The organism is Caldichromatium japonicum, from assembly GCF_011290485.1.
GTDB classification, from domain to species: domain Bacteria; phylum Pseudomonadota; class Gammaproteobacteria; order Chromatiales; family Chromatiaceae; genus Thermochromatium; species Thermochromatium japonicum.
The window spans coordinates 2725981-2747974 of sequence record NZ_CP048029.1; the positions used below are offsets into that span (position 1 = coordinate 2725981).

The window sequence follows — 21994 nt, forward strand, 5'->3', positions numbered from 1 at the left end:
CCTTGGCCAAAAAATGTTCTATCCCTCAACCGACCAGCACTTGCCGGCATACACCATCCCCAGGTGAGTCAAGGGCCAAGCCAGCGGCTGAAAGGGACCTGGACGTGACCCTGTTCAATACCCCCCAAGACCGGCTCGGAACACTGGCCCCGCAGATGGCTGCCGCCTTGATCGAGGGGCTAGCAGATATCGCCTTTGTGCTCGATCCGGCCGGTTTGATCCAGGACATTGCGTTTGGTAGCGACGATCTGCGCAACGAGCTCGATGCCAATTGGATCGGTCAGCCCTGGACCGCCACTGTCTCGCTCGACACCCGCCCCAATCTCGAATCCTTGCTCGACGAATCCAAGCAGCAGCGCCTGACGCGCTGGCGGCAAGCGACCCACCGGGGCAGGCGCGGTGCCGATATCCCTGTCCAGTACCGTCTCCTGCGCCTCAAGGAGGAGGACTCACCGATTCTGGCGATCGGACGCAGCCTGCAAGGATTTGTTGTCCTCCAGCAGCAGCTCATCGATGCCCAGCAGGCCCTGGAGCGCGATTATTGGCGCTATCGTCAGATCGAGACCCGCTATCGCTTGCTGTTTCGCATGGTCGGCGAGGCTATCCTAATCCTGGATGCCCCGACCCAGCGCATCGTCGAGGCCAATCCCACAGCTGGCCAGTGCCTGGGCGAGACACCCGCCCGGCTCGTGGGGCGTCATTTTCCCGAAGGGTTCGATCCAGAGAGTACCCAGGCGATCAATGGGCTACTGGCGGGGGCGCGGACCGCTGGTCGATCTGACGATGTGCGGGCGCGCCTAAGCGACGGCGCTGAGTCTTTTCTGGTCTCGGCCTCCTTGCTGCGTCAAGAAAATGCCTCCTTCATCCTGGTGCGCCTGATGCCCATTCAAACCGACGCCATCGGCTCACTGCCAGAGGTCAAGTCCCGCTATCTATACCTGATCGAGAACGCACCGGATGCCGTGGTGATCACTGACGCCGAGGGGCGCGTCCTGACCGCCAACACTACCTTTCTTAGCCTCATCGAAGTCGCTGCTGAACAACAGGCGCGCGGCGAGCCGTTGGAGCGCTGGCTAGGTCGCCCAGGGGTTGACGTCAATGTCCTGCTCGCCAACCTGCGTCAGGACACCAAGGTCCGGCTCTTTTCTACCATCCTACGCGGTGAATATGGCTCGACCACGGATGTCGAAGTCTCAGCAACCTCGGTGCGTACCGCTGAGCGCCCCTATTTCGGGTTTTTTATCCGCGATATTGGGCGGCGCTTACAGGCTGAACCCCCCGCTACCCCCGAGCAGAATCGCTGGCTGGATCAGCTCACCGAGCGCGTGGGGCGTGTGCCGCTCAAGGAACTGGTGCGCGAATCGACCGATACCATCGAGCGTCTGTGCATCGAGACCGCGCTCAAGCTCACTGGCGATAACCGCGCCTCGGCGGCGGAGCTCTTGGGCTTGAGCCGACAGAGCCTCTACGTCAAAATCGATCGTTATGGTCTTGCTGCGGAGCACGCCGATCAGTCTGTTGAGACCCCGGCGCAAGACTCCTGACACCACCGCGCGAATCTGTTGCCTCCAACAATCGCGTATGGTCGCTTTATTGTTTTAAGGCGCATGCGCCCATCAATCCAATCCTGAACGCGGACTTATGAATCAAACCACGGTCAGCTCACCCCGAAGCTACCCTGAGCCCATTGCGATCTTCGAGGTCCTGCATCCCATCACCTGGTTTCCACCGATGTGGGCCTTCACCTGCGGCGTGGTGTCATCCGGTGCGCCGATCCTCAGCCAATGGTGGCTCTTGATCGCCGGCATTATCCTCGCCGGCCCCCTGATGTGCGCGACCAGCCAGGTGGTCAATGATTGGTACGACCGCCATGTCGATGCGATCAACGAACCAAATCGCCCGATACCTTCCGGACGCATCCCCGGGCGCTGGGGGCTCTATCTCTCCTGGATCTGGAGCGCTGTTTCGCTCGCCGTCGCCTATGCCCTAGGGCCCTGGGTCTTTGCCATGGCCCTCATCGGCATGGCCATCGCCTGGGGCTATAGCGCCCCGCCTGTGCGCTTTAAGGCCAACGGCTGGGTGGGCAACCTGGCCGCAGGGATCTCGTATGAAGGGCTGGCGTGGATCACGGGTGCGGCGGTGATGCTGGATGGAGCCCTGCCGCGCTGGGAGATCCTCATGCTCGCCCTGCTCTATAGCCTGGGGGCGCACGGCATCATGACCATCAATGACTTCAAATCCATCGAGGGCGATACGCGCATGGGCGTGCGCTCCCTGACCGTGCAGCTCGGGGTCCAGCGCGCCGCCTGGTGGACCTGTCTGGCGATGGGCCTGCCGCAGGTGATCGTCATCGCCCTGTTGCTTGCCTGGGGTAAGCCCGTCCATGCCGCCGGCGTTACCGTGGTCCTCCTGATCCAGGTCGCCCTGATGGTGCGCTTTTTAGGAAGCCCCGTCGAGCGCGCGACCTGGTTCAGCGGCCTGGGAGTCAGCGCCTATGTCACCGGCATGATGATCAGCGCCTTTGCGGTGCGCGGTCTGCCTCTGGCCGGCTGAATCCTTTGGGGATCTGCCCGTTGCAGACCAGGGGCCTAAGTTTTTGGCACACTGACCCCAGATCCTCACCAGAGCCAACCCCGAGCTGGAGGCATGGTTTGCCCAGCCAGTGCTGAACGCGAGATTTCCCAAACACCGAGAGAGCCCATGTCCAACCTCGAGACCTTTGATGCCGTCGTCATCGGCGGCGGACCTGCAGGCGCAACCGCGGCCACCGACCTAGCCAAAGTGGGTCGCTCAGTCTGTCTGATCGATCGCGCCGGGCGCATCAAGCCCTGCGGTGGGGCCATCCCGCCCCAGGCGATGCGCGACTTTGACCTGCCCGAGTCCATCCTCGCTAACAAGGTCTATGGCGCACGCATGATCGCCCCTTCCGACCGTGTGGTCGAGATGCCGATCGAGCGGGGCTATGTGGGCATGGTCGATCGCGAGCACTTCGATGAATGGCTAAGACAGCGTGCCGCCGAGATGGGCGCAGTGCGGCGCACTGGGACCTTCGAGCGCATCGAGCGCGCCGACGATGGCACCGCGATCGTCGTCTACCGGGTGGGTTCTGGGGCTGACAAGCATGAGGAGCGCGTGCGGGCGCGCGCCATCATCGGCGCCGATGGCGCCAACTCATTCGTCGGCAAACGCTATATCCCGGGTTATGAGACCGTCCGCTATGTCTCGGCCTATCATGAGGTCCTGCAAACCCCCGAGGGCTTTGATAGCAGCCGCTGCGATGTCTATTACCAGGGCGACATCTCGCCGGACTTCTATGGCTGGGTCTTTCCCCACGGCGCCACCATCAGCGTCGGCGTGGGTACCGCCGTCCCTGGCTTTTCCCTGCGCACTGCCTGTACTGAACTTCGCCGCCGCGCTGACCTCGCCGAGGCCAAGACCCTGCGCCGCGAAGGGGCACCGATCCCACTTGAGCCATTGAAACGCTGGGACAACGGGCGCGACATCGTCTTGGCCGGCGATGCCGCCGGGGTCGTGGCCCCTGCCTCGGGCGAGGGGATCTACTACGCGATGACTGGCGGACGGCTGGCGGCGCAGGCGGTTGATGAATTTTGCCGCACCGGCAACCCCAAGGCCCTACAACAGGCCCGCAAGCGTTTCATGAAGGAGCATAGCAAGGTGTTCTGGGTGCTTGGGATCATGCAGCACTTTTGGTATTCGAGCGATAAACGCCGCGAGCGTTTCGTGAGCCTGTGTGCCGATCCCGATATCCAATATCTCACCTGGGAGGCCTATATGAACAAGCGCCTGGTCAAGGCCAGGCCCGGGGCGCATATCCGGATCTTTTTCAAGGACATGGCCCATCTGCTGGGTTTGATGTCGCCCCGTTGAGCGAACTTTTTGCCAGCGGTCGGATCATCGACCTGATCGTTGGGTTGCTTTTGGCCGAGGGTGCAGGGCTCGTCCTGTATCACCGGCGCACCGGGCGCGGTATTCCGCCGCGCCAGCTGGTCGGTTTCTTGAGCTCGGGTGTATTCTTGATGCTCGCCCTGCGCGCCGCACTCACAAATGTCCATTGGCTATGGATCTGGCTTGCGCTCTTGGGGGCGCTGATCTCGCATCTCGCCGATCTTGCCCTGCGCTGGCCAAGGGACTGAGGAGTGCATGGCTGGCGGTCGGTCATGGTAAGCCAAAGAAGCCGGGTCCAGAAGCCACCCTTAAACCGAATGACCCTTCCTGGCCAGGATGCTCTTTCTCCCTTTCAGGACCCCCCATTCCGCACTAAAATCTGCTTTCGCTTCCTGCCCTCGTAGCTCAGTTGGATAGAGCAATCGCCTCCTAAGCGGTAGGTCACAGGTTCAAGTCCTGTCGAGGGCACCAGCCTCGGCCAATCCCCGCAGCACCAAATCGGCAATCTGGGTCCAGGGGCGCAGCAAAAACGGCCCGATACGCCCCGCATCTCCCCCCGTCAACACCAACCAAGGGGTACTGCCCGACTCAGCCGCGAGGCGATCATAGAGGCGCTCTGCGGTCGCAGCGAGCGCCTGGATGCTCCCCAAGGCGATGGCCGACTGGGTATCCGTTCCCCAATAGGCCAGACCTGCCTTGATCGGCTCGGCAGGAGGTGGGATCTGGGTCTTGGCGAACAGGCTGCTGCGCATGAGCTCAATGCCAGGTAGGATGAGCCCGCCGAGATGCCGCCCATCGGCGAGCAGGAGATCAAAGGTCGCTGCGGTCCCGGCATCGAGGATGAGCGTGGCCTCTTGATGCAGCCGACGGGCGGCGAGCAGGGCAAGCCAGCGATCGACCCCCAGGCGCTCCGGTTGGGAATAGGCCACCTGGATGCCACCGTATCCCTGGATCACGCGGACAAACTCGGGCTCGACCCGCCACAGCGCCCGGGCGACGCGGGTCAAAGACTCGGCGAGCCCAGGTCCTGCCACATGGCTGACCAGAATACGCTCCGGGGGCGACAGGCGCTCCCAGGCGGCGATGAGGTCGGGGGGGATGCCGCCTGAGTGACGCACCGAGGCGACAGACCAGGCGGTCCCCGGCCCATCCAGGGTCCAATGCAGGTTGGTATTGCCGATGTCGATCAGCAGTCTCATCGCGCAGCAAGTGTCCGCAGGCTGAGCTCCCCCGACTGAAAAAGCCGCCGACCCTGGTCGGTCTCCAAGATCAAGGCCCCCTGATCCGTGACCCCGGCATAGCGCCCCTGGATGACCTGATCCCCCAGCACCAAGCACACCCCCTGACCCAGATAGGCATCCAGGGCGCGCCAGCGCTCGATGAATGGGGCAAGTCCTTCGTCGGTATAGCGGGCAAAGGCCGCAAACAGGCCATCGAGCAGATGCGCGACCAAGGCGTTGCGCCTGACCTTGGTTACGCCTAAGACCTCATCGAGACCCACCCAGGGCTGATCGATCGCCTGTGCCTGGTCCTCGGTCATCTCTAGATTGAGACCTATACCCGCCACCAGATGACAGGGGCCCTGGGATTCACCTGTAATCTCGATCAGGACACCGGCGAGCTTTCGCCCCTGCCACAAGAGATCGTTGGGCCATTTCAGCGCCAATTCCTGGGCCCCCAGGTCGCTTAAGGTCTCGGCCAAGGCGACGCCCAAGGCAAGGCTGAGCCCGCTTAAGGTCGCAGGCGCACCGGCATAGCGCCAGAGCACCGAGAGATACACATTGACCCCGAAGGGCGATACCCACCGCCGCCCGCGCCGCCCACGCCCGGCGGTCTGATATTCAGCCAAACAAACGCTCCCATCGAGGGTACCGCCTGCTGCTTGGCGCATCAGCTCGGCATTGGTCGAGTCGATCACCGGATGGATCGCCAGCCCTCCCAGTTGGGATGCGGTCTGTGGGGACAAGGCAGCGCGGATGCGGGATGCATCGAGGAGCTCGATAGGTCTCGCCAGCCGATAGCCACGCCCGCGTTCGGCGATGAGCCCAAGCCCGAGCTCGTCCTTGAGCCGATGTAAGAACTTCCAGACCGCAGCACGGGTCAGGCCCAGGACCTGCGCGAGCTCCTCGCCCGAATGCAGATGTCCGTCGGCGAGGAGGCGGATGAGGCTCAGGGCGCGTGCATCGCTCATGGCCGACGACGGCTGGCAAGCCAGGCGACACGCGCCTGGATGGCACCATCCGGGGCATTCGGGATCAAACTGAGCTCACAGGTATCGGCGGGCGCAAGCTCAGCTCGGGCGGTTAGGGTCAGAAGCTCATCGCGCCGGAAGGCATGGATGATGAGCTCCCCCTTTTGCGCGGTGCGCTCGATGAGCCGGTCGAGATTGGTTGGCGTGACCCGAATGCCGGCGATGGCAATCAACTGATCCCCAGGCGCTAGCCCAGCCCGCTCAGCCGGACTGCCTTTCAAGACGGTTTGGATCAGGGTCTCGCCCTCGCGCAGCCGAAGGCCGAGGCTCGGCCGCGCATCCACCGGTGCGAAGCACTCGGCATAGCCGCCGAGGTCCTGGGCATCGCGGGCCGGGCGCCAGCGGACGGAGACCCCAACGCCAGCCAAGAGCTCGGTGGGATCGAGTTCATCGCTCGTCTCCAGGGCCTGTTTGAAAAACCCTTGAAGATCCAATCCGGTCACTTCGCCTGCCACCGACTCGATCTCGTATTCATCAAGACCAATGCCGGTCTTTCCATAGCCATGCCATAGGGCCTGCATCACGGTGTCGAGCGAATAGGCCCCAGCCGTGTCAATTCGGATCCTGAGATCGAGCAATAAGGCGACGATCGCACCCTTGAGGTAATAGCTCACCAAGGCGTTTGGGGCATTGTCATCGGCTTTATAAAATTTAATCCAGGCATCGCGGCTGGCATCGGCCAGGGTCTGGATAAAACGCCCAGGGGTGCGGGCAAGCCGCGTGAAATTTTGAGCGATGACCCCGAGATACTCCTCTTCGCCGATACAACCCGAGCGCACCAAGGCGAGTTCATCGTAATAGCTGGTGATCCCCTCGATCGCCCAGAGGGTGCGGGTGGTGGCTGGCTGTCTTAGATCCGGGTTGATGAAGGCGCGCGGACGGATGCGCATGCCAAGCCACAGGTGAAGATATTCATGGCTCAATAGCCCTAAAAGCCGCTGGTAATCGGCGCTCGGTTTGGATGTACCGGATCGCGGCAGATCCTCGCGGCTACAGAGGATGCTCGCTGAATAGCGATGTTCGAGACCGCCATAGCCATTACCGATGGCATTAACCAAAAAGAGATAACGGTCGATCGGCAGCTCATCGAACAGTGCCGCATGCTCGGCGCAGATGCGATTGAGATCGGCGATCAGGCGCTGTTCATCGAACCAACAGCGCCCGCTGAGCGCGATCCGATGCAGGATACCGCCGACCGCGAAGCTCAATGAACGAAAACGCCCCATCTCGACCGGATGATCGATTAGATCTCGATAATCATCGGCACCATAGACCCCAAACCCGCGTTCATCGACGGCGATGGGCTTGAGGCTCGTTGCCACCTGCCAATCGCGGCATTGCGGCTCAGGTGGGAGCACAAGCTCAATCCGGCAGGGTCGGTCGGCAAGCTCTAAGACAGAGATCAATAGCGCCGGGCCATTGAAATAGCCATGGGTCAGATCGAGGTGCGCTGTGCGTACCGAAAGCTCCCAGGCAAAGACGCGATAACGCAGGGTACAAGGCCCTGTGCCGCCAGAGAGTGTCCAGGTATGGAGGTCTGTTTTGTCGAGAGCAAGCGGCTGTCCAGCTCCATCCCAGGCTGCAAGCTCGATGATATTTTTGGCAAAGTCGCGGATGAGATAGCTGCCCGGGGCCCAAGCGGGCATGACCAGGGTCAACGGACCATCGCGCGATGCGATTCTCAGCTCGACCTCAAACAGATGCGCCTGGGGCGAACAGGGGATGACGCGATAGATAAGATCTGGATCAGGCATCAGCAGCATCTCAATGAAAGATGCCGCTCAACATAGCAAAAGGCAGTGGATCTTGACACTGCGCCCACCCGAAAAACAGGGTAGGCGCAGAGGGGCAGTTTACCAGCGTGACACGCGACCGCTTGAGCGCTCGCTGCGCGGCTTGGCCTGGTTGACCTTGAGGTTGCGGCCCTTGAGCGGAGTATCGTTCAGGGCCTTGATGGCTGCATCAGCCTCAGCATTGTTCGGCATCTCTACAAAGCCAAATCCCTTTGATTGACCCGTAAACCGATCGGTGATCAGGTTTACGCTGGCGATCTCGCCATAGGCCCCAAAGACGTCCCGAAGCTCATCCTGGGTGACGCTGTAGGCCAGGTTGCCGACATAGATATTCATCATGTGATTTGTCCGTGCAATGGGCATTGAAGAGAGTCAAAAACGGTCGAAAAATCAATGCCCAACTGATTCGACAGTTCTGCCGCTCAAAAAGGCGACGCAATCAGCGGAATCGCTCCTCGCGTTCCTACTGGTAGGCTAGCCTAGATCCAGCTTCCCGCCCCGTCTATCCGTAAAGATACCCGTATAGGTGTCCCTGTATCCCGCTGATGTGGGCCATCAACCTTCAACCAGCTTTAGATAGTTGGACTTGAAAGCCTCGCGGTCGGCCTTGGATGAAGGGTCATAACCCTTTTCGACCATCTTTTGTTTCATCCAACCCGGCAAAACCCCGCGGATATAGATGTTATCCGGGTTATCGGGATCAACATAACGGCGGTATTGCCGATGACCGACAAGCTTACGCCGACGCCGGAGCACCAGGTTCATGATTTCTTCGGGATCGTAGCCGTTATCGAAGATCAGGCTGCGGATCTGCTCAACAATCTGCCCTTTGCTCTGTTCGCGCTTATCCTCAAGGATCTTTTCGAGCTGGGCGCGGCGGGCCTCGGCCTCTTCAATCTGGCGTTTGATATCTTCAAGCGAGAGTTCTGAATAATCCACAGGCGTGTCTCCTCATACACCAAGCGAAACGAACCTTCAATGGTTGCTATCTTAATAAAACCAAAATAAAGATTCCATCCCCCTCGGCGTTTATTAAGCGTCCCGGGCGTGGGTGAGAAACATCGCATCCCCATAGCTGAAAAATCGATACCCTTGGGCCACCGCATGACGGTATGCCGCCATGATCTCGGAATAACCGGCAAAGGCTGCTACCAATATCAACAGGGTTGATTCAGGCAGATGCAGGTTCGTAATCATGGCATCAACAACCTTAAAGCGGTATCCAGGCCGAATGAACAGGCGGGTCTCACCGCAAAATGGCTTGGGCTCTCCAGTAGATGCGGCAGTCTCCAGCGCCCTGACGCTGGTCGTACCCACAGCAATCACCCGCCCACCCAAGCGACGGGTTCTTGCAATCTGTGCACACACTGTTTCATTGACCTCGATCCATTCCGCATGCATCCGGTGCTGATCGAGATCCTCCTCACGCATGGGTTGAAAGGTGCCGGCGCCGACGTGGAGGGTAATCTCAGCCCGCCGAATACCGAGGGCATCCAGCCGAGCGATCAGCGGCGTATCGAAATGAAGTGCAGCAGTAGGGGCGGCCACTGCCCCGAGATGACGGGCGAAGATAGTCTGGTAGCGTTCTTCATCCATGGCTGTATCCGGTCGCTGAATGTAGGGCGGCAGCGGGACGTGACCGTACCGCTCCATCAGCATCCCGAAAGAGACTTGCTGGGAGCGCACGCGAAATAGATCTTCCCAGCGATCGCAGACCTCGATCCACAGATCATCGACGATATAAATACGAGAGCCTAACTTGGGCGATTTGCTGGCGCGCAGATGTGCCAGGGCTTCGTGCGGTTGGATCAAGCGTTCGATCAGGATCTCGACCCGCCCGCCTGTCTCTTTGTTTCCAAACAGACGCGCCCGCATCACCCGGGTGTTATTAAAGACCAGGAGATCCTCAGACCGCAGCAGACTGGGTAAATCGACGAACATCCGATCCTGCGGGATTGGATGTTCGGCCTCAAGCACCAAGAGGCGTGAGGCGGAACGCTCGGGTAGAGGGTGCTGGGCAATCAGCTCAGGCGGAAGCTCATACCAAAAATCAGAGCGGTGCATTGATTTGGTGCATTGATTTATTTTATGACAAACTCTGGGATCTTAAGCAAGCCAAGATTTGATTCGCCCTGGCCCGCCAAACCCATTTGGTTCGGATGGAGATGGTTGCGTATCATAGCGGCATCTTCATGTTGACCGACGCACCAATGATCAAACTTGGTATCGATCGCTTGCTTGAGGACCCCGTATTGCGTCGTCCGCTGCAGGGACGGCGAGTCGCGGTACTCGGACATCCCGCCTCTTTGACCCATTGGGGACGGCATACGCTCGATGCGCTCATAGCGTTGGGCGATGAATGCCGACTCGTCGCTGCCTTTGGCCCGCAGCATGGGATGCGCGGTGACAAGCAGGATAATATGATCGAGACCCCGAATGAGATCGACCCCAAATACGGCATCTTGATCTATAGCCTCTATAGCGAGGTGCGCGAGCCGACCCCTGAGATGCTGGATTGTTTTGACGTATTGCTCGTCGATCTCCAGGACATCGGGACCCGTATCTACACCTATATCACTACGCTCGTTTATCTCCTTAAGGCATGCAGCGCACACGGTAAGGCCCTGTGGGTCTTGGATCGCCCCAATCCAGCCGGGCGCCCATTCGAGGGGAGCCTTTTAGAACCGGGTTGGGAAAGCTTCGTAGGGGCGGGGCCAATCCTCATGCGTTACGGTTTGACGCTCGGCGAATTGGCGCGCTGGTTTATGGACCATCTCGACCTCGATCTCGAATTTGAGGTCATCGCCATGGAGGGTTACCGACCCCATGATGCGCCTGGCTATGGCTGGCCAGCCTTTGAGCTCCCCTGGGTCAATCCGAGCCCCAATGCCTCCAGCCTCAATATGGCGCGCTGTTTTCCCGGGACGGTGCTATTGGAGGGTACGACCCTGTCTGAGGGGCGGGGGACCACCACACCGCTTGAAATCCTCGGCGCACCGGATCTAGACAGCGAACGTCTATTAAAACGCATGGAGATCCTTTGTCCTGAGTGGTTGGAAGGGGCATTGATCCGCCCCTGTTGGTTCGAGCCGACCTTTCATAAACATGTCGGCAAACGCTGCGCCGGTTTTCAGCTCCACACCGACTCGCTCGATTATCGGCACGAGCGTTTTCGCCCCTATCGCCTGATCGCCCTATTGCTCAAGGCTATCCGCTTGGAATATCCGGACTACCCACTCTGGCGCCGGTTTGTCTATGAATATGAAACCGAGCGTCTGGCGATCGATCTGATTGCCGGTGGGCCCTTTTTGCGCACCTGGGTCGATGACCCTTGCGCTACCCCTTCAGACCTCGAGCAGCGCCTGGCCGCTGATGAACGCGCCTGGTCTGAATCCATCGCCTCCGTGCTGCTGTATCCTTAAGGATCCAGGTTGATCAAAGGGTCTTGAGGTATCCCCCACCCGGGCGTCAAGAGGTCCGCCCCGGCGGCGAAGCGCTTGCAACAGGCCCCTTACACTGGCTTAAGGCCGGTGTCCGGTGGGCCTCAGATCGCACTGGGGGATCAGGCTGGGCCTTTACGCCGGTATGATCCGGCGGGAGATCCTGCGAGCGCCCCTTTGAAGATTCGCCATCGTTTCGGAGATCTCTGTATGGGGTGTTCTCGTGCCTATGGTTTGTGCATGGTGTTGAGTCTCTCGGTCTTGGTGATGCTCGCTTGCCCAGCCGCTAAGCCCTTTGCCGCCGAGCGCCCCAAGATCGGTCTGGCGCTCTCTGGCGGTGGGGCGCGCGGCGCCGCCCATATCGGTGTACTCAAGGTGCTCGAAGCCCTTCAGATCCCGATCGACTATATCGCCGGCACCTCGATGGGTGCGATCGTCGGCGGGCTCTATGCGATAGGACTCTCGCCTGCCGAGATCGAGCAGATCGTGGCGGAGATCGACTGGACTGAGATCTTCAACGATCAGGCCGACCGACCCTCACAGCGCATGCGCCACAAATTTGAGGATCGCAATACCCTCATCCAGACGCGCCCCGGGGTCCAAGAGGACAAACGCAAGGTCAATCTGACACCGGCGCTTATCCAGGGTCAGAAATTGGACCTGGCCCTGCGCCGCTATACCCTGCCAGCGCGCCGGATTCAGAACTTCGACCAGTTGCGCATCCCCTATCGGGCGGTAGCGACCGATGTCGTGACCGGTGAGGCGGTGATCCTCGACAAAGGCGATCTGGCGACTGCCATTCGCGCCAGCATGGCGGTGCCTGCGGTCTTCGCCCCCGTCGAGATCGGCGATCGCCTGCTGGTCGATGGGGGGCTTGCCATGAACCTGCCTGTGAGCATCGTGCGCACCATGGGCGCAGAGATCATCATCGCAGTCGATGTGAGCGGCCCGCGGCGCGAGCGCGAGGAGATCACAGATGTCTTTTCCATGCTCGATCAGATCGCTAGCCTCATCACCTGGCGCAATACCCAGGAGCAGATCGAAACGCTCTCGCCGCGCGATATCCTGATCACGCCGGCATTGGGATCCGAGGTGCTCGCCAATGAGTTCACCAAGATGCCCCGAGCAATCTCCCTCGGCGAACAGGCGGCCCGGGCGCTGCATCCAAGGCTCGCAACTCTGGCCCTGCCGCCGGACCGCTATGCCGCCTATCGCGCCCAAAACCCGCAGGCGGCTTACCAGGAACAACCGATCATCCGCGCCATCCGCATCGACAACCGCTCGCGCCTGTCTGAGCGCCTGATCAGCGAGCGCATCTGGACTAAACCGGGCGAGCGCCTTGATCCGGCAGCCATCGAGCGCCAGATCGCCCAGATCTATGATCTCGATGACTTCGAGTCGGTCCGCTATTACCTGGAAAACCAGAGCGACGGGGAGGCAACCCTGGTGATCGTTGCCCACGAAAAGTCCTGGGGCACGAGCTCGCTGCAGGCAGGGCTCGAGTTTTCCTCGACCACTGCGGGCGATTCGCGCTTCAACATCGGGCTCGCCTATACGCGGCTCCCGCTCAATGCATTCAACGGCGAATGGCGCATCCAAACGCAGCTTGGTGAGGAACCCGCCCTTTATACTAGCCTCTACCAGCCGCTCGATCCGCTCGAACGCTGGTATCTGGGCCTGGGCGTCGGTTATCTGAACGAAAATCTCATGCTCTTTGAGCCGAATGTCCATAACCGCCCGATCGCCGAATATCAGCTCGCGCGCACCGGCGGCGAGCTTGAACTGGGGCGCAATCTCGGCAATTGGGGGCGGCTCGGGGTCCGGTATGGTCGATTCTGGGGGCAGGCCGAACAGCGGATCGGGGATGTACACTATCCGGACTATGAGTTCGATCTCGGCGAGCTCGGCCTGCGTTTTACCTTGGATACCCTCGACAACCTAAGCCTGCCGCGCCAGGGCTGGTTGATCGAGACCAGGCTGCTCGGGTCGCGCACCGAGCTCGGCGCCTCGGCCGATTATGATCAGTTCAGCCTAGACCTGCTCCATGCCCAAACCCTTGGGCCGGACAGTCTGTTGTTGGGCTTGGGTTTTGCCGGCGATCTCGGCGGCGAGACCCCGCCCCAGTCCTATCAGCGTCTCGGCGGGTTCTTAAACCTCTCTGGCTTCAATCAAAACGAGCTCTTGGGGATCTATCGAGGGCTAGCGCGCGCCATCTATCTCCACGACCTCAAGACGCCATTGCTGAAGACCTATGCGGGGGCCTCGCTTGAGGTCGGAAACGTCTGGGCCGAGCGCAGCCAAATCGGCTGGGAAGGCCTGCGCCTGGCCGGAAGCCTGTTTTTAGGCGCAGATACCCCGATCGGGCCTCTGTATCTGGGTTATGGTCAGGCCGATGGGGGCTATGGGGCGCTGTACCTCTTGCTCGGACGGCCCTGGGGCGGTTTGCGCGAGGGTATCGGCACGACCTATTATTGATAAGAAACACATGCTTTTGAAATTGAGTGAGCTGTCCTGATGTCGTGGGCATGGAAAGACGAGACATGAGATTGCTGTCGTTTGCGGCGCGCGAAGAGCGGCGGCGTAGCTGGAGGTATGAAGCGATAGGCGCGCAGAGGGGATTGTTGGGCGCAGGGGTGTTCGACATCTGCAAAGGCTATGGGCGCGAAGGGGCCCAAGGACAAGGGGGGTGGGCGCAAGGTGGGTGAGAAGCGGGCGCTGTTGGCGGAGCAGGACGCCCAGATACGCAAGCTCATCTGCGCGCAGGCGCCCTCCCGCGCCAAGGGCGATCTGAAGAAGGCGACCGTCAGCCACCTGCGCCGCCTTCTCAATTCCCCCCAACGCGTCATGCGCTACTTCCAGCATCCCAAGCTCCATGATGCCGCGTAATACAAGTTTATTGGTTTCGGATCAATAGCTGATCGCTGGGATCCGAGCAGCCGCCTGTGTTCGGTCTGTGGTTGGGAGAATGAGATGTTGGCGTTGAAGGATCGGGAATGGACGTGTCCTCAATGCGGCACGCGCCATGATCGGGACATCAATGCCGCGCTCAATCTCAAACGGCTGGCAACCGCAACTGCCCTACCCGTGGCGAGTCCGTCCGGTAACGGCGGAGCTACAGCAGAGAGGGTCTCTGCCGTAGTCGGGAAAGTCACGCCTGTCAGAGACGAATGCGCTCCGCATTCGGGGCAGGAAGAGCACAGTGCGCCTGTTTGCGCACTTTCTTGAGAGCAGGTCAAGATGCTTTACCGACCGCTTGGCCGAACCGGGATCCAGGTGAGCGCGCTCTGTCTGGGGACTATGACCTTCGGCGAGCAGAACACCGAGTCCGAGGCCCATGCCCAGTTGGATCTGGCCTTTTCCATCGGGATCAATTTCATCGATACCGCCGAGATCTATCCCGTCCCGCCCTGCGCCGAGACCTATGGGATGACCGAGACCATCATCGGCAACTGGCTGAAAAGCCGCCGCTGCCGCGATCGGGTGATCCTGGCCACCAAGGTCGCCGGGCCTGGGGATTGGCTTCCTTATCTGCGCAGCGGCAAGGCCAGGCTCGATCGGGCCAATATCGAGGCGGCGCTCGACGGCAGCCTCAAGCGTCTCAAGACTGATTGGATCGACCTCTATCAGCTCCATTGGCCAGACCGCAGCACCAATTTCTTCGGCAGGCTCGGTTATGTCCCTGAGGATGACTCAAACAGCGTGTCGCTGTGGGAGACTCTCGAGGTGCTCGGCGACCTGGTCAAGGCGGGCAAGATCCGCATGGTGGGGGTTTCCAACGAGACACCCTGGGGTCTGATGCGCTATCTGGCGCTGGCTGAACAACACAATCTGCCGCGCGTGGTGAGTATTCAAAACCCCTATAACCTGCTCAACCGCACCTTCGAGATCGGCTTGGCCGAGATCGCCATCCGCGAACAATGCGGGCTCTTGGCCTATTCGCCCTTGGGCTTTGGCGTCCTCTCGGGAAAGTATCTCAATGGACAACGCCCACCCGGGGCGCGGATCACCCGATTTGAGCGTTTCAGCCGCTATCTCAACGGCGAGGCCGAGCGCGCGACTGCCGAATATGTCGCCTTGGCGAGGCTGCATGGGTTAGATCCGGCGCAGATGGCCCTCGCCTGGGTAAACAGCCGCCCCTTTGTCACCTCGACCATCATCGGTGCGACCACGCTCGAGCAGCTCAAGAGCAACATCGGCAGCCTGGATCTCAGGCTCGATGATGCGGTGATCGCCGGCATCGAGACGATTCACACCAAACAGCCCAATCCGGCGCCTTGAGATGCCTGTCCCCATGCTCGAGGCCCGCAAGCTGGTGCGGATCTATCCCGGTGGGGTGCGGGCAGTGGATGGGATCAGCTTCGCCGTTGTCCAGGGTGACTGCTTCGGCCTGTTGGGGCCAAACGGTGCGGGCAAGACGACCACCCTGGAGATATTCGAGGGACTCCAAACCCAGACCGCAGGCGAGATCCTGTTCAAAGGCCGGCCCTTGGACCAAGAGTACCGCAAGGCGATCGGAATCCAGTTCCAGACCACGGCGCTGCAGGAGTTTCAGACCGTCGGCGAGGCGTTGCACATGTTCGCCAACCTCTATCGGCACCGGGCGGACCTCGATGCCCTGATCTGGCTCTGTCATCTGGAGGAGCTGCTCGGGCGCAATACCCGCCAGCTCTCCGGCGGTCAGCGCCAGCGGTTGCTGCTGGCAATCGCCCTGGTCAATGAGCCTGAGCTCGTCTTTTTGGATGAGCCGACCACCGGCCTCGATCCCCAGTCCAGGCGTAACTTCTGGGGTCTGATCGAGGACATCCGCCGCCGCAGGACCACGGTCGTCCTCACCACTCACTATATGTAAGAGGCCGAGTGGCTGTGCGACAGGGTGGCGATCGTAGATCAGGGGCGGATCATCGCTGAGGGCAGGCCCAAGGACCTGATGCACGCCCATTTTCCAGCCTATCTGATCCATCTGCCTGAGACGGCCTGGCCCGAGACCTTACCCTTGCCCGAAAACGCCGTGGTGGAGGAGGGCGAGACCGAGCTTCCAGCAGATGCAGTTGCGCCGCCTCTCATCGAGCTCGACCGGCTCGGGGTCGATCTGGGGGCGCTGCGGGTGTCTAGACCCAACCTGGAGGACCTGTTCTTGAAGCTGATCGGACATCGGCTGAGGGGCTATCCATGTGGCGACGGGTCTTTGCCATCCTGGTCGCGCGCAACCGCGAATTTTATCGCGATCGCGCGGGTCTATCCTGGAATCTGCTGATGCCTATCCTGATGCTCTTGGCCTTCGCCTTTCTCTTTCAGGGTGAACGCCCGCTCATTATTGATCCGAAACCAATGAACTTGTATTACGCGGCATCATGAAGCTTGGGATGCTGGAAGTAGCGCATGATGCGTTGGGGGGAATTGAGAAGGCGGCGCAGGTGGCTGACGGTCGCCTTCTTCAGATCGCCCTTGGCGCGGGAGGGCGCCTGCGCGGTGATGATGGCCTTGAGCATCTCGTTGGGGTTCAGTGCTGGGCTGTAGGGGGGGAGGGAGGAGGCCTCGATTTGATTGGCGCATGCAGCCAGCCACGCCTTGACCGGCTTGGTGTGATGCACGCGCAGGTTGTCGAGGATGAGGAAGATCTTCTTGCCCCTGGCGTCCTTGACGAGCCGCTTCATGAAGTCGATCAGGATGTCGGCGTTCATCGCCCCCGCGAACGCCTTCCAAGGCACCTTGCCGCGGTTGGTCAGCGTCGAGATCACCGACAGGCCTTCGCGACGGTGCGTGACGCGAATCTCGGACGTCTTGATCGCCGGCGCATAAGAGCGCCCGCGCACCTCGTCCGAGCGCAGCCCCGTTTCATCGCCCCAGTGGATTTCGGCGCCCTCGGCCTTGGCGCGCCGGGCAATGTCCGGGTAGATCTCCTCAAGCCACGTCTTGCCCGCCGGCGGGCTTTGCTCATAGGCGCGCCGAATCGGTTTCTGGGGCGTCAATCCCCAGCGCGCCATGTACTTGCCCTCCCCCTGCGGCCTGAGCTCGATGCCAAAACGGTCGAGGATCAACTGCCGCACCTTGGTCTTTGGGGCGAAACAACAGTAGCCACCCACTGAACTGCAACCCCAAGACAACGGCGACCACGCCCTCCGCGCTATCCTTCCTCGCCTTGAACGGCGGGGCTTGATGCACATCGGATCAATGAACCGCGACAGTAGGGCGTGCATGGCGTACCCTACATCTGAAACCTGGTGTCCACAATGCACGAAGAAGGTCTTCAATCCTGGCTTGACGGGGGGCAGGTCAGCCGCCATTGTCATAAAGGTCGATACGAGGATCCCTTAATCCTATGCCGCAGGTCGTCATCTATACCACCCAAACCTGTCCCTATTGCCAGCGAGCGCGGCGCCTGTTGCAGCGCAAGGGCGTTGCCTTCCAGGAGATCGCGGTCGATCGCGACCGGATGCGCTGGGACGAGATGGTCGCGCGCAGCGGGCGCAAGACCGTGCCCCAGATCTTCATCGATGACTTTCATGTCGGCGGCTATGACGACATGATGGCACTCGACCTGGAGGGCGAACTGGATGTCCGGCTCGGGATCGATGATGGACAAGACTGCTGAGCTCACCGAGATGCGCCTCGACAAATGGCTGTGGGCGGCGCGTTTTTATAAGACCCGCCAACTTGCGGTCGAGGCGATCAATGGCGGCAAGGTCCATGTCGATGGCCGGCGGGTCAAGCCGAGCCGATTGATCCGTCCGGGCAACCGCCTGGAGATCCATAAGGACGGTCTGAGTTGGAGCATCGAGGTGGTGGCCCTGAGCGCCCAGCGGCGGCCTGCGCCAGAGGCGGCGCAACTCTATGTCGAGGACGAGACAAGCCGGCTCAACCGCCAAGAACAGGTCCGAGCGCGGCGCGAGACAGGCGCTCAGGGCGAACGGCCCCGCGGTCGTCCGACCAAGCGCGATCGGCGGATGATCGAGCGCCTCATCCGCGGCGGTGACCCTGGTCTGTAAACATGGACAGCGAGGCCTGGCGCGAAACCTACGCCGCTCTCAATGAGCGACCCTGCCCGTTCGAGCAGGCGATCCTAAGCGGCAGCGCCGGATGTACCCAGGCCCAGCATCTGTGTATCGGGGAGCGCCAGGGTGTGCAATGCGCCTCAGACCAGGCCCGGGTGCCTTGTCTCGATCTATTGAAGTCGCTCAAAGAACAGTCCCGCTTTGCCCTGAAAGCGCTCGATCCCCAAGAGGCTCTGCCTCATAACCAGGCCCTGCGCGTCCAGATCGGCGGGCTGCGCGGTCTACGCACAATTCTAAACCCACAGATATCAGAGACTGCGCCGATCCTGGACATCAGCGCCTTGCTCGGGTCAGCCCTGGATCGATTCGGTTCATTCGCCGCCCTGCCCTCCCCGCTGATCCTGAGGGCGATCGCGCGTTATCACCCGCGGCGATCTCGGAGATTCGAGTAGGAGATACCGCCGATGTCCCAAACCGCACTGATCACCGGCGCCAATTCCGGACTCGGCTATGCCCTCGCTCAGGCGCTCGCCCAGGCCGGTTGGCGGCTAGGTCTGGTGGCGCGAGATCCCAAACGCGGTCAAGCCGCGCTCGAACAGATCCGCGCTGCGACCGGCAACGATGCGCTTGAATTGTTCATCGCCGATCTGGTGAGCCAACAACAGGTCCACAGCCTGGCCGAGGCGGTTTTGGGACGCTTTGATGAGCTACATCTCCTGATCAACAACGCCGGTACCGCCTTTCGCAAACGGCATCTAAGCCCGGAGAGGATCGAATGCGCCCTGACGGTCAATCACCTCGCCCCCTTTCTCTTGATCCTGCTTGTGCTCGACCGGCTCAAGGCGAGCGCCCCGGCCCAGGTCATCCAGGTCGGCACCCGCATCGATACCGCCCTGGACCTCGAGGATTGGAACTGGGAGCGGCGCCCCTACCGCATGCTTGCCGCCTATGGTCAGTCCAAGCTCGGCATGCTCCATTGCACCTTTGAGCTGGCACGCAGGCTCGAAGGCACGGGTGTGCGGGTCAATTGTGTCTTTCCCGGGGTCTTTCGCTCCAACCTCGGCAAGACCGATGGCGGCCAAGGGTTCTTTTGGCAGGCGGTCGATCGGCTGATCGGCTGGGCCTTGCCGCGACCCGAGCAGGCCGCGCGCGGGGTCTTGCGCCTGGTCTTCGACCCGAGCCTCCAGGGACTCAACGGCGCCTATCTCTGGAATGGCCGCCCGATCCCCGCCCCCCTCCAGGCGCGCGACCCCGAGATGAACCGACGGGTCTGGGAGCTGAGCCTTGCGCTGGCAGGGCTGAGCGAGATCTCATACCTCCAAGTTGCATCCGTTGCGACCTAGTAACCGGCTCATCTCCTGATCTACAGCACCCCAGCAAAAGCCGCTGTGCAATCCATGCGCTTCCCAGCCTGCGCTGGAATGACGGTTCATGCAGGCCGGTGAGTGGCTCAAAAAGGCCAGTCACATCGGCGAACGCAGGTGTCCTGGTGCTTGAATATCTTCCCTAGACTGCGCCGGTATGGACAACCCGTCTGGGCGTGATGCAACGGCTGCGTGGACGTTGCATGGCCTTTAGCCCCAAAGAGGACTTGGCCACACAGCGCCTGATTTCGTGATTCAATATCCCCGCAAGGCCGGGCAACACCCCGCCATCCGCCGAGGGCGACGTCCCTTACGCCAACCCGAGAACAATCGCGATGGATGTCGAACTGATCGAGATCCAAGAGTTTCTAGCCGCACATCCGCCCTTCGATCAATTGCCGGATGAAACCCTGGCGCGCCTGGCACGCAATCTGCGGGTGCGTTATATCCGGCGGGGCCAGCCCTTCCCGCCCGAACGTTCTGACCCGCCCTGCCTATATGTCCTGCGTCGCGGGGCGGTGGAATTACGCAACGGGCGGGGGGAGCTGGTCGGCAAGCTCGCTGAAGGCGATCTCTGCGAACAGTATTGCCGCCAGGACCAGGACCCCTCGCCCCTCCAGGGACATACTGCGGAGGACACCCTGGCCTATGCCCTGCCTTGTGCCGAGCTCGCACAGCTACGCGCCAGTTGCCCAAACTTTGCCGAACATTTCGAGCAATCGACGGCGCGTCGCCTGCGCAGGGCGCTCGATGTGGTGGTCGAATCGCCCAGTATCGGCAATGGGCTGATGACAGTGCGGGTGCGCGACATGATCCGCCACCCGCCGATCGCCGCTGCGCCGCAGACCAGTATCCGCGAGGCAGCGCACCTGATGTCGGAGCACCATGTCTCATCCCTCCTGATCATGGATGGCGAGCATCTGGTGGGGATGATCACCGACCGCGACCTGCGCAGCCGCTGTATCGCCGCTGGGCTCTCCACGGATCAGCCGGTGCGCGCGATCATGACCGAGCGCCTGACCACGGTCGATGCGGATACCCTGGGCTTTCAGGCCCTGCTCACCATGACCCGGCTCAATATCCATCATCTGCCGGTGATAGAGGACGGGCGGGTGATCGGGCTGATCTCATCGACCGATTTCACCCGTCTGCAAAGCGCCAATGCGATCTATCTGGTCAGCGACATCCAGCGGGCCGATTCGATGACGACCCTGGCCCAGATCAGCAGCCGGATCGCTGAACTTCAGGTCCAGCTCATTCTGAGCGGCGCTACCGCCACCCAGGTAGGCCAGGCGATCAGCGCCATCACCGATGCCATCACCCTCCGCCTGCTCGAACTCGCCGAATCCCAGTTCGGTGCTCCCCCCGTGCCCTATGCCTGGCTGTTGGGCGGGTCACAGGCCAGGCGCGAGCAATCGGTCTATTCAGACCAAGACAACGCCCTATTGCTTGCCGATGTCCTCAAGCCAGAGGATGAGCCCTATTTTGCGGAATTTGCCCAATTCGTGAACGAAGGGCTGCATGCCTGTGGCTTTGCGCGCTGCCCGGGCGAGGTCATGGCGAGCAACCCCAAATGGCGTCAGACATTCAAGATCTGGAATAGATATTTTTCGGACTGGATCCTCAAACCCGAGCCCATGGCCCTGATGCTTGCAAGTGTCTTTTTCGATATGCGCGCCTTGCGCGACCCCCAGGGGCTGTGCGAGGAACTTCATGAGCGGATCATCGAGAAATCGCGCGCCAATCGGATCTTCATCGCCTATATGGCCGCCAATGCGCTCAAGCATCGCCCGCCCCTTGGGTTTTTCCGCAACATCGTCCTGATCCAAGGCGGCGAGCACGATCATACCTTCGACATCAAACACCGTGGACTCATCCCGATCATCGATCTGGCACGGGTCTATGCCCTTTCAACGGGAATCCGTGAAAACAATACAGCCGAGCGCCTGCAGACCGCCGCCGAGCGCGGCGCCTTGAGCCGCGATGGGGCCGCCGATCTCATCGATGCCCTTGAACTCATCGCCACCCTGCGTATGCGTCACCAAACCGATCAATTGCGCCAAGGTAAACCGCCGGATAATTTCCTCTCCCCCGATGCCCTCTCACCGCTCGAACGCCGGCATCTCAAAGACGCCTTTGTCCTGATTAATACCATGCAAGAGGCACTTGGTCAGCGTTATCAGACGGGGCGGTTTACCTAAAAACCATACGGGCGCATCGCGTACCCTACTTTTTCTTGTCAACCTGG

At 61.0% G+C, this 21994-nt stretch carries 21 protein-coding genes, 1 tRNA gene and 2 pseudogenes; 17 read left to right on the forward strand and 7 right to left on the reverse strand.

All coding sequences use genetic code 11. From position 1 onward, the window contains the following. The first annotated feature begins 104 nt into the window (after positions 1-104). The 5 genes from ppsR (at position 105) to GWK36_RS13365 (ending at position 4377) form a co-directional block, all read left to right on the forward strand. Positions 105-1544: a transcriptional regulator PpsR gene (ppsR, locus tag GWK36_RS13345; protein WP_246237580.1), complete on the forward strand. Its 1440-nt coding sequence runs from the start codon at positions 105-107 to the stop codon at positions 1542-1544. 97 nt (positions 1545-1641) lie between these two features. After that, the gene (gene chlG / locus GWK36_RS13350; protein ID WP_166271821.1) at positions 1642-2553 is read left to right on the forward strand and encodes a chlorophyll synthase ChlG; all 912 of its coding nucleotides are present in this window, start codon (positions 1642-1644) and stop codon (positions 2551-2553) included. Positions 2554-2700: 147 nt separating this feature from the next. Next, positions 2701-3888 (forward strand): geranylgeranyl diphosphate reductase, encoded by a 1188-nt coding sequence (locus GWK36_RS13355; protein WP_166271823.1) that lies wholly within the window; start codon positions 2701-2703, stop codon positions 3886-3888. Next, positions 3885-4154: a DUF3995 domain-containing protein gene (locus tag GWK36_RS13360; RefSeq protein ID WP_166271825.1), complete on the forward strand. Its 270-nt coding sequence runs from the start codon at positions 3885-3887 to the stop codon at positions 4152-4154. The genes GWK36_RS13355 and GWK36_RS13360 overlap by 4 nt, the downstream gene beginning before the upstream one ends. A gap of 146 nt (positions 4155-4300) precedes the next feature. Then, positions 4301-4377: transfer RNA gene (locus GWK36_RS13365), tRNA-Arg, on the forward strand. Here the strand turns inward: GWK36_RS13365 and GWK36_RS13370 are convergent. The 6 genes from GWK36_RS13370 to queA all read right to left on the reverse strand — a co-directional run bounded on the left by GWK36_RS13370 (position 4356) and on the right by queA (position 10014). Next, on the reverse strand, positions 4356-5105 hold the full coding sequence (locus GWK36_RS13370; RefSeq protein WP_166271827.1) for a type III pantothenate kinase: 750 nt from the start codon (positions 5103-5105) through the stop codon (positions 4356-4358). The two genes, GWK36_RS13365 and GWK36_RS13370, sit on opposite strands and share 22 nt — an antisense overlap. Further along, on the reverse strand, positions 5102-6097 hold the full coding sequence (birA, locus tag GWK36_RS13375) for a bifunctional biotin--[acetyl-CoA-carboxylase] ligase/biotin operon repressor BirA (protein WP_166271829.1): 996 nt from the start codon (positions 6095-6097) through the stop codon (positions 5102-5104). The genes GWK36_RS13370 and birA overlap by 4 nt, the downstream gene beginning before the upstream one ends. Continuing rightward, positions 6094-7911, reverse strand: coding sequence for a M61 family metallopeptidase (locus GWK36_RS13380; RefSeq protein WP_246237581.1), 1818 nt, complete (start codon positions 7909-7911; stop codon positions 6094-6096). The genes birA and GWK36_RS13380 overlap by 4 nt, the downstream gene beginning before the upstream one ends. A 99-nt stretch (positions 7912-8010) precedes the next feature. Beyond that, positions 8011-8286, reverse strand: a complete 276-nt coding sequence (locus GWK36_RS13385) for an RNA recognition motif domain-containing protein (protein ID WP_166272743.1) — start codon at positions 8284-8286, stop codon at positions 8011-8013. 219 nt (positions 8287-8505) lie between these two features. Next, on the reverse strand, positions 8506-8889 hold the full coding sequence (locus GWK36_RS13390; RefSeq protein ID WP_166271833.1) for an H-NS histone family protein: 384 nt from the start codon (positions 8887-8889) through the stop codon (positions 8506-8508). A gap of 93 nt (positions 8890-8982) precedes the next feature. After that, positions 8983-10014, reverse strand: a complete 1032-nt coding sequence (queA, locus tag GWK36_RS13395; protein ID WP_166271835.1) for a tRNA preQ1(34) S-adenosylmethionine ribosyltransferase-isomerase QueA — start codon at positions 10012-10014, stop codon at positions 8983-8985. Positions 10015-10160: 146 nt separating this feature from the next. On the opposite strand from queA, the gene GWK36_RS13400 reads away from it, so the two are divergent. The 7 genes and pseudogenes from GWK36_RS13400 to GWK36_RS16185 all read left to right on the forward strand — a co-directional run. Continuing rightward, positions 10161-11372, forward strand: coding sequence for an exo-beta-N-acetylmuramidase NamZ family protein (locus GWK36_RS13400; RefSeq protein WP_210756934.1), 1212 nt, complete (start codon positions 10161-10163; stop codon positions 11370-11372). A 228-nt stretch (positions 11373-11600) separates the two neighbouring features. Continuing rightward, positions 11601-13865, forward strand: coding sequence for a patatin-like phospholipase family protein (locus tag GWK36_RS13405; RefSeq protein ID WP_246237582.1), 2265 nt, complete (start codon positions 11601-11603; stop codon positions 13863-13865). Positions 13866-13930: 65 nt separating this feature from the next. Next, positions 13931-14095, forward strand: coding sequence for a hypothetical protein (locus GWK36_RS13410; RefSeq protein ID WP_166271837.1), 165 nt, complete (start codon positions 13931-13933; stop codon positions 14093-14095). Further along, positions 14088-14276 (forward strand): hypothetical protein, encoded by a 189-nt coding sequence (locus tag GWK36_RS13415; protein ID WP_166271839.1) that lies wholly within the window; start codon positions 14088-14090, stop codon positions 14274-14276. Before GWK36_RS13410 ends, GWK36_RS13415 begins: the two co-directional genes overlap by 8 nt. Positions 14277-14330: 54 nt before the next feature. Continuing rightward, on the forward strand, positions 14331-14615 hold the full coding sequence (locus GWK36_RS13420) for a zinc ribbon domain-containing protein (protein WP_425482803.1): 285 nt from the start codon (positions 14331-14333) through the stop codon (positions 14613-14615). 12 nt (positions 14616-14627) lie between these two features. Further along, entirely contained in the window at positions 14628-15668 is a 1041-nt protein-coding gene (locus GWK36_RS13425; RefSeq protein WP_166271841.1) for an NADP(H)-dependent aldo-keto reductase, read from the forward strand. A 1-nt stretch (position 15669) separates the two neighbouring features. Continuing rightward, positions 15670-16551, forward strand: a pseudogene (locus tag GWK36_RS16185) (ABC transporter ATP-binding protein); the annotation flags it as partial. Positions 16552-16729: 178 nt separating this feature from the next. On the opposite strand, the pseudogene GWK36_RS13435 reads toward GWK36_RS16185, so the two are convergent. Further along, positions 16730-17446, reverse strand: a pseudogene (locus tag GWK36_RS13435) (IS630 family transposase); the annotation flags it as partial. Positions 17447-17709: 263 nt separating this feature from the next. Here GWK36_RS13435 and grxC point away from each other — a divergent pair. The 5 genes from grxC to GWK36_RS13460 all read left to right on the forward strand — a co-directional run bounded on the left by grxC (position 17710) and on the right by GWK36_RS13460 (position 21947). Further along, a complete protein-coding gene (gene grxC / locus GWK36_RS13440) occupies positions 17710-17982 on the forward strand; it encodes a glutaredoxin 3 (RefSeq protein WP_166271845.1) in 273 nt (90 codons plus the stop codon). Then, entirely contained in the window at positions 17945-18376 is a 432-nt protein-coding gene (locus GWK36_RS13445) for an RNA-binding S4 domain-containing protein (RefSeq protein WP_246237584.1), read from the forward strand. Before grxC ends, GWK36_RS13445 begins: the two co-directional genes overlap by 38 nt. A 2-nt stretch (positions 18377-18378) precedes the next feature. Further along, positions 18379-18834 (forward strand): hypothetical protein, encoded by a 456-nt coding sequence (locus tag GWK36_RS13450; protein WP_166271847.1) that lies wholly within the window; start codon positions 18379-18381, stop codon positions 18832-18834. A 12-nt stretch (positions 18835-18846) separates the two neighbouring features. Continuing rightward, positions 18847-19725, forward strand: coding sequence for an SDR family NAD(P)-dependent oxidoreductase (locus tag GWK36_RS13455; protein ID WP_166271849.1), 879 nt, complete (start codon positions 18847-18849; stop codon positions 19723-19725). 356 nt (positions 19726-20081) lie between these two features. Beyond that, the gene (locus GWK36_RS13460) at positions 20082-21947 is read left to right on the forward strand and encodes a putative nucleotidyltransferase substrate binding domain-containing protein (protein WP_166271851.1); all 1866 of its coding nucleotides are present in this window, start codon (positions 20082-20084) and stop codon (positions 21945-21947) included. Positions 21948-21994 lie beyond the last annotated feature (47 nt).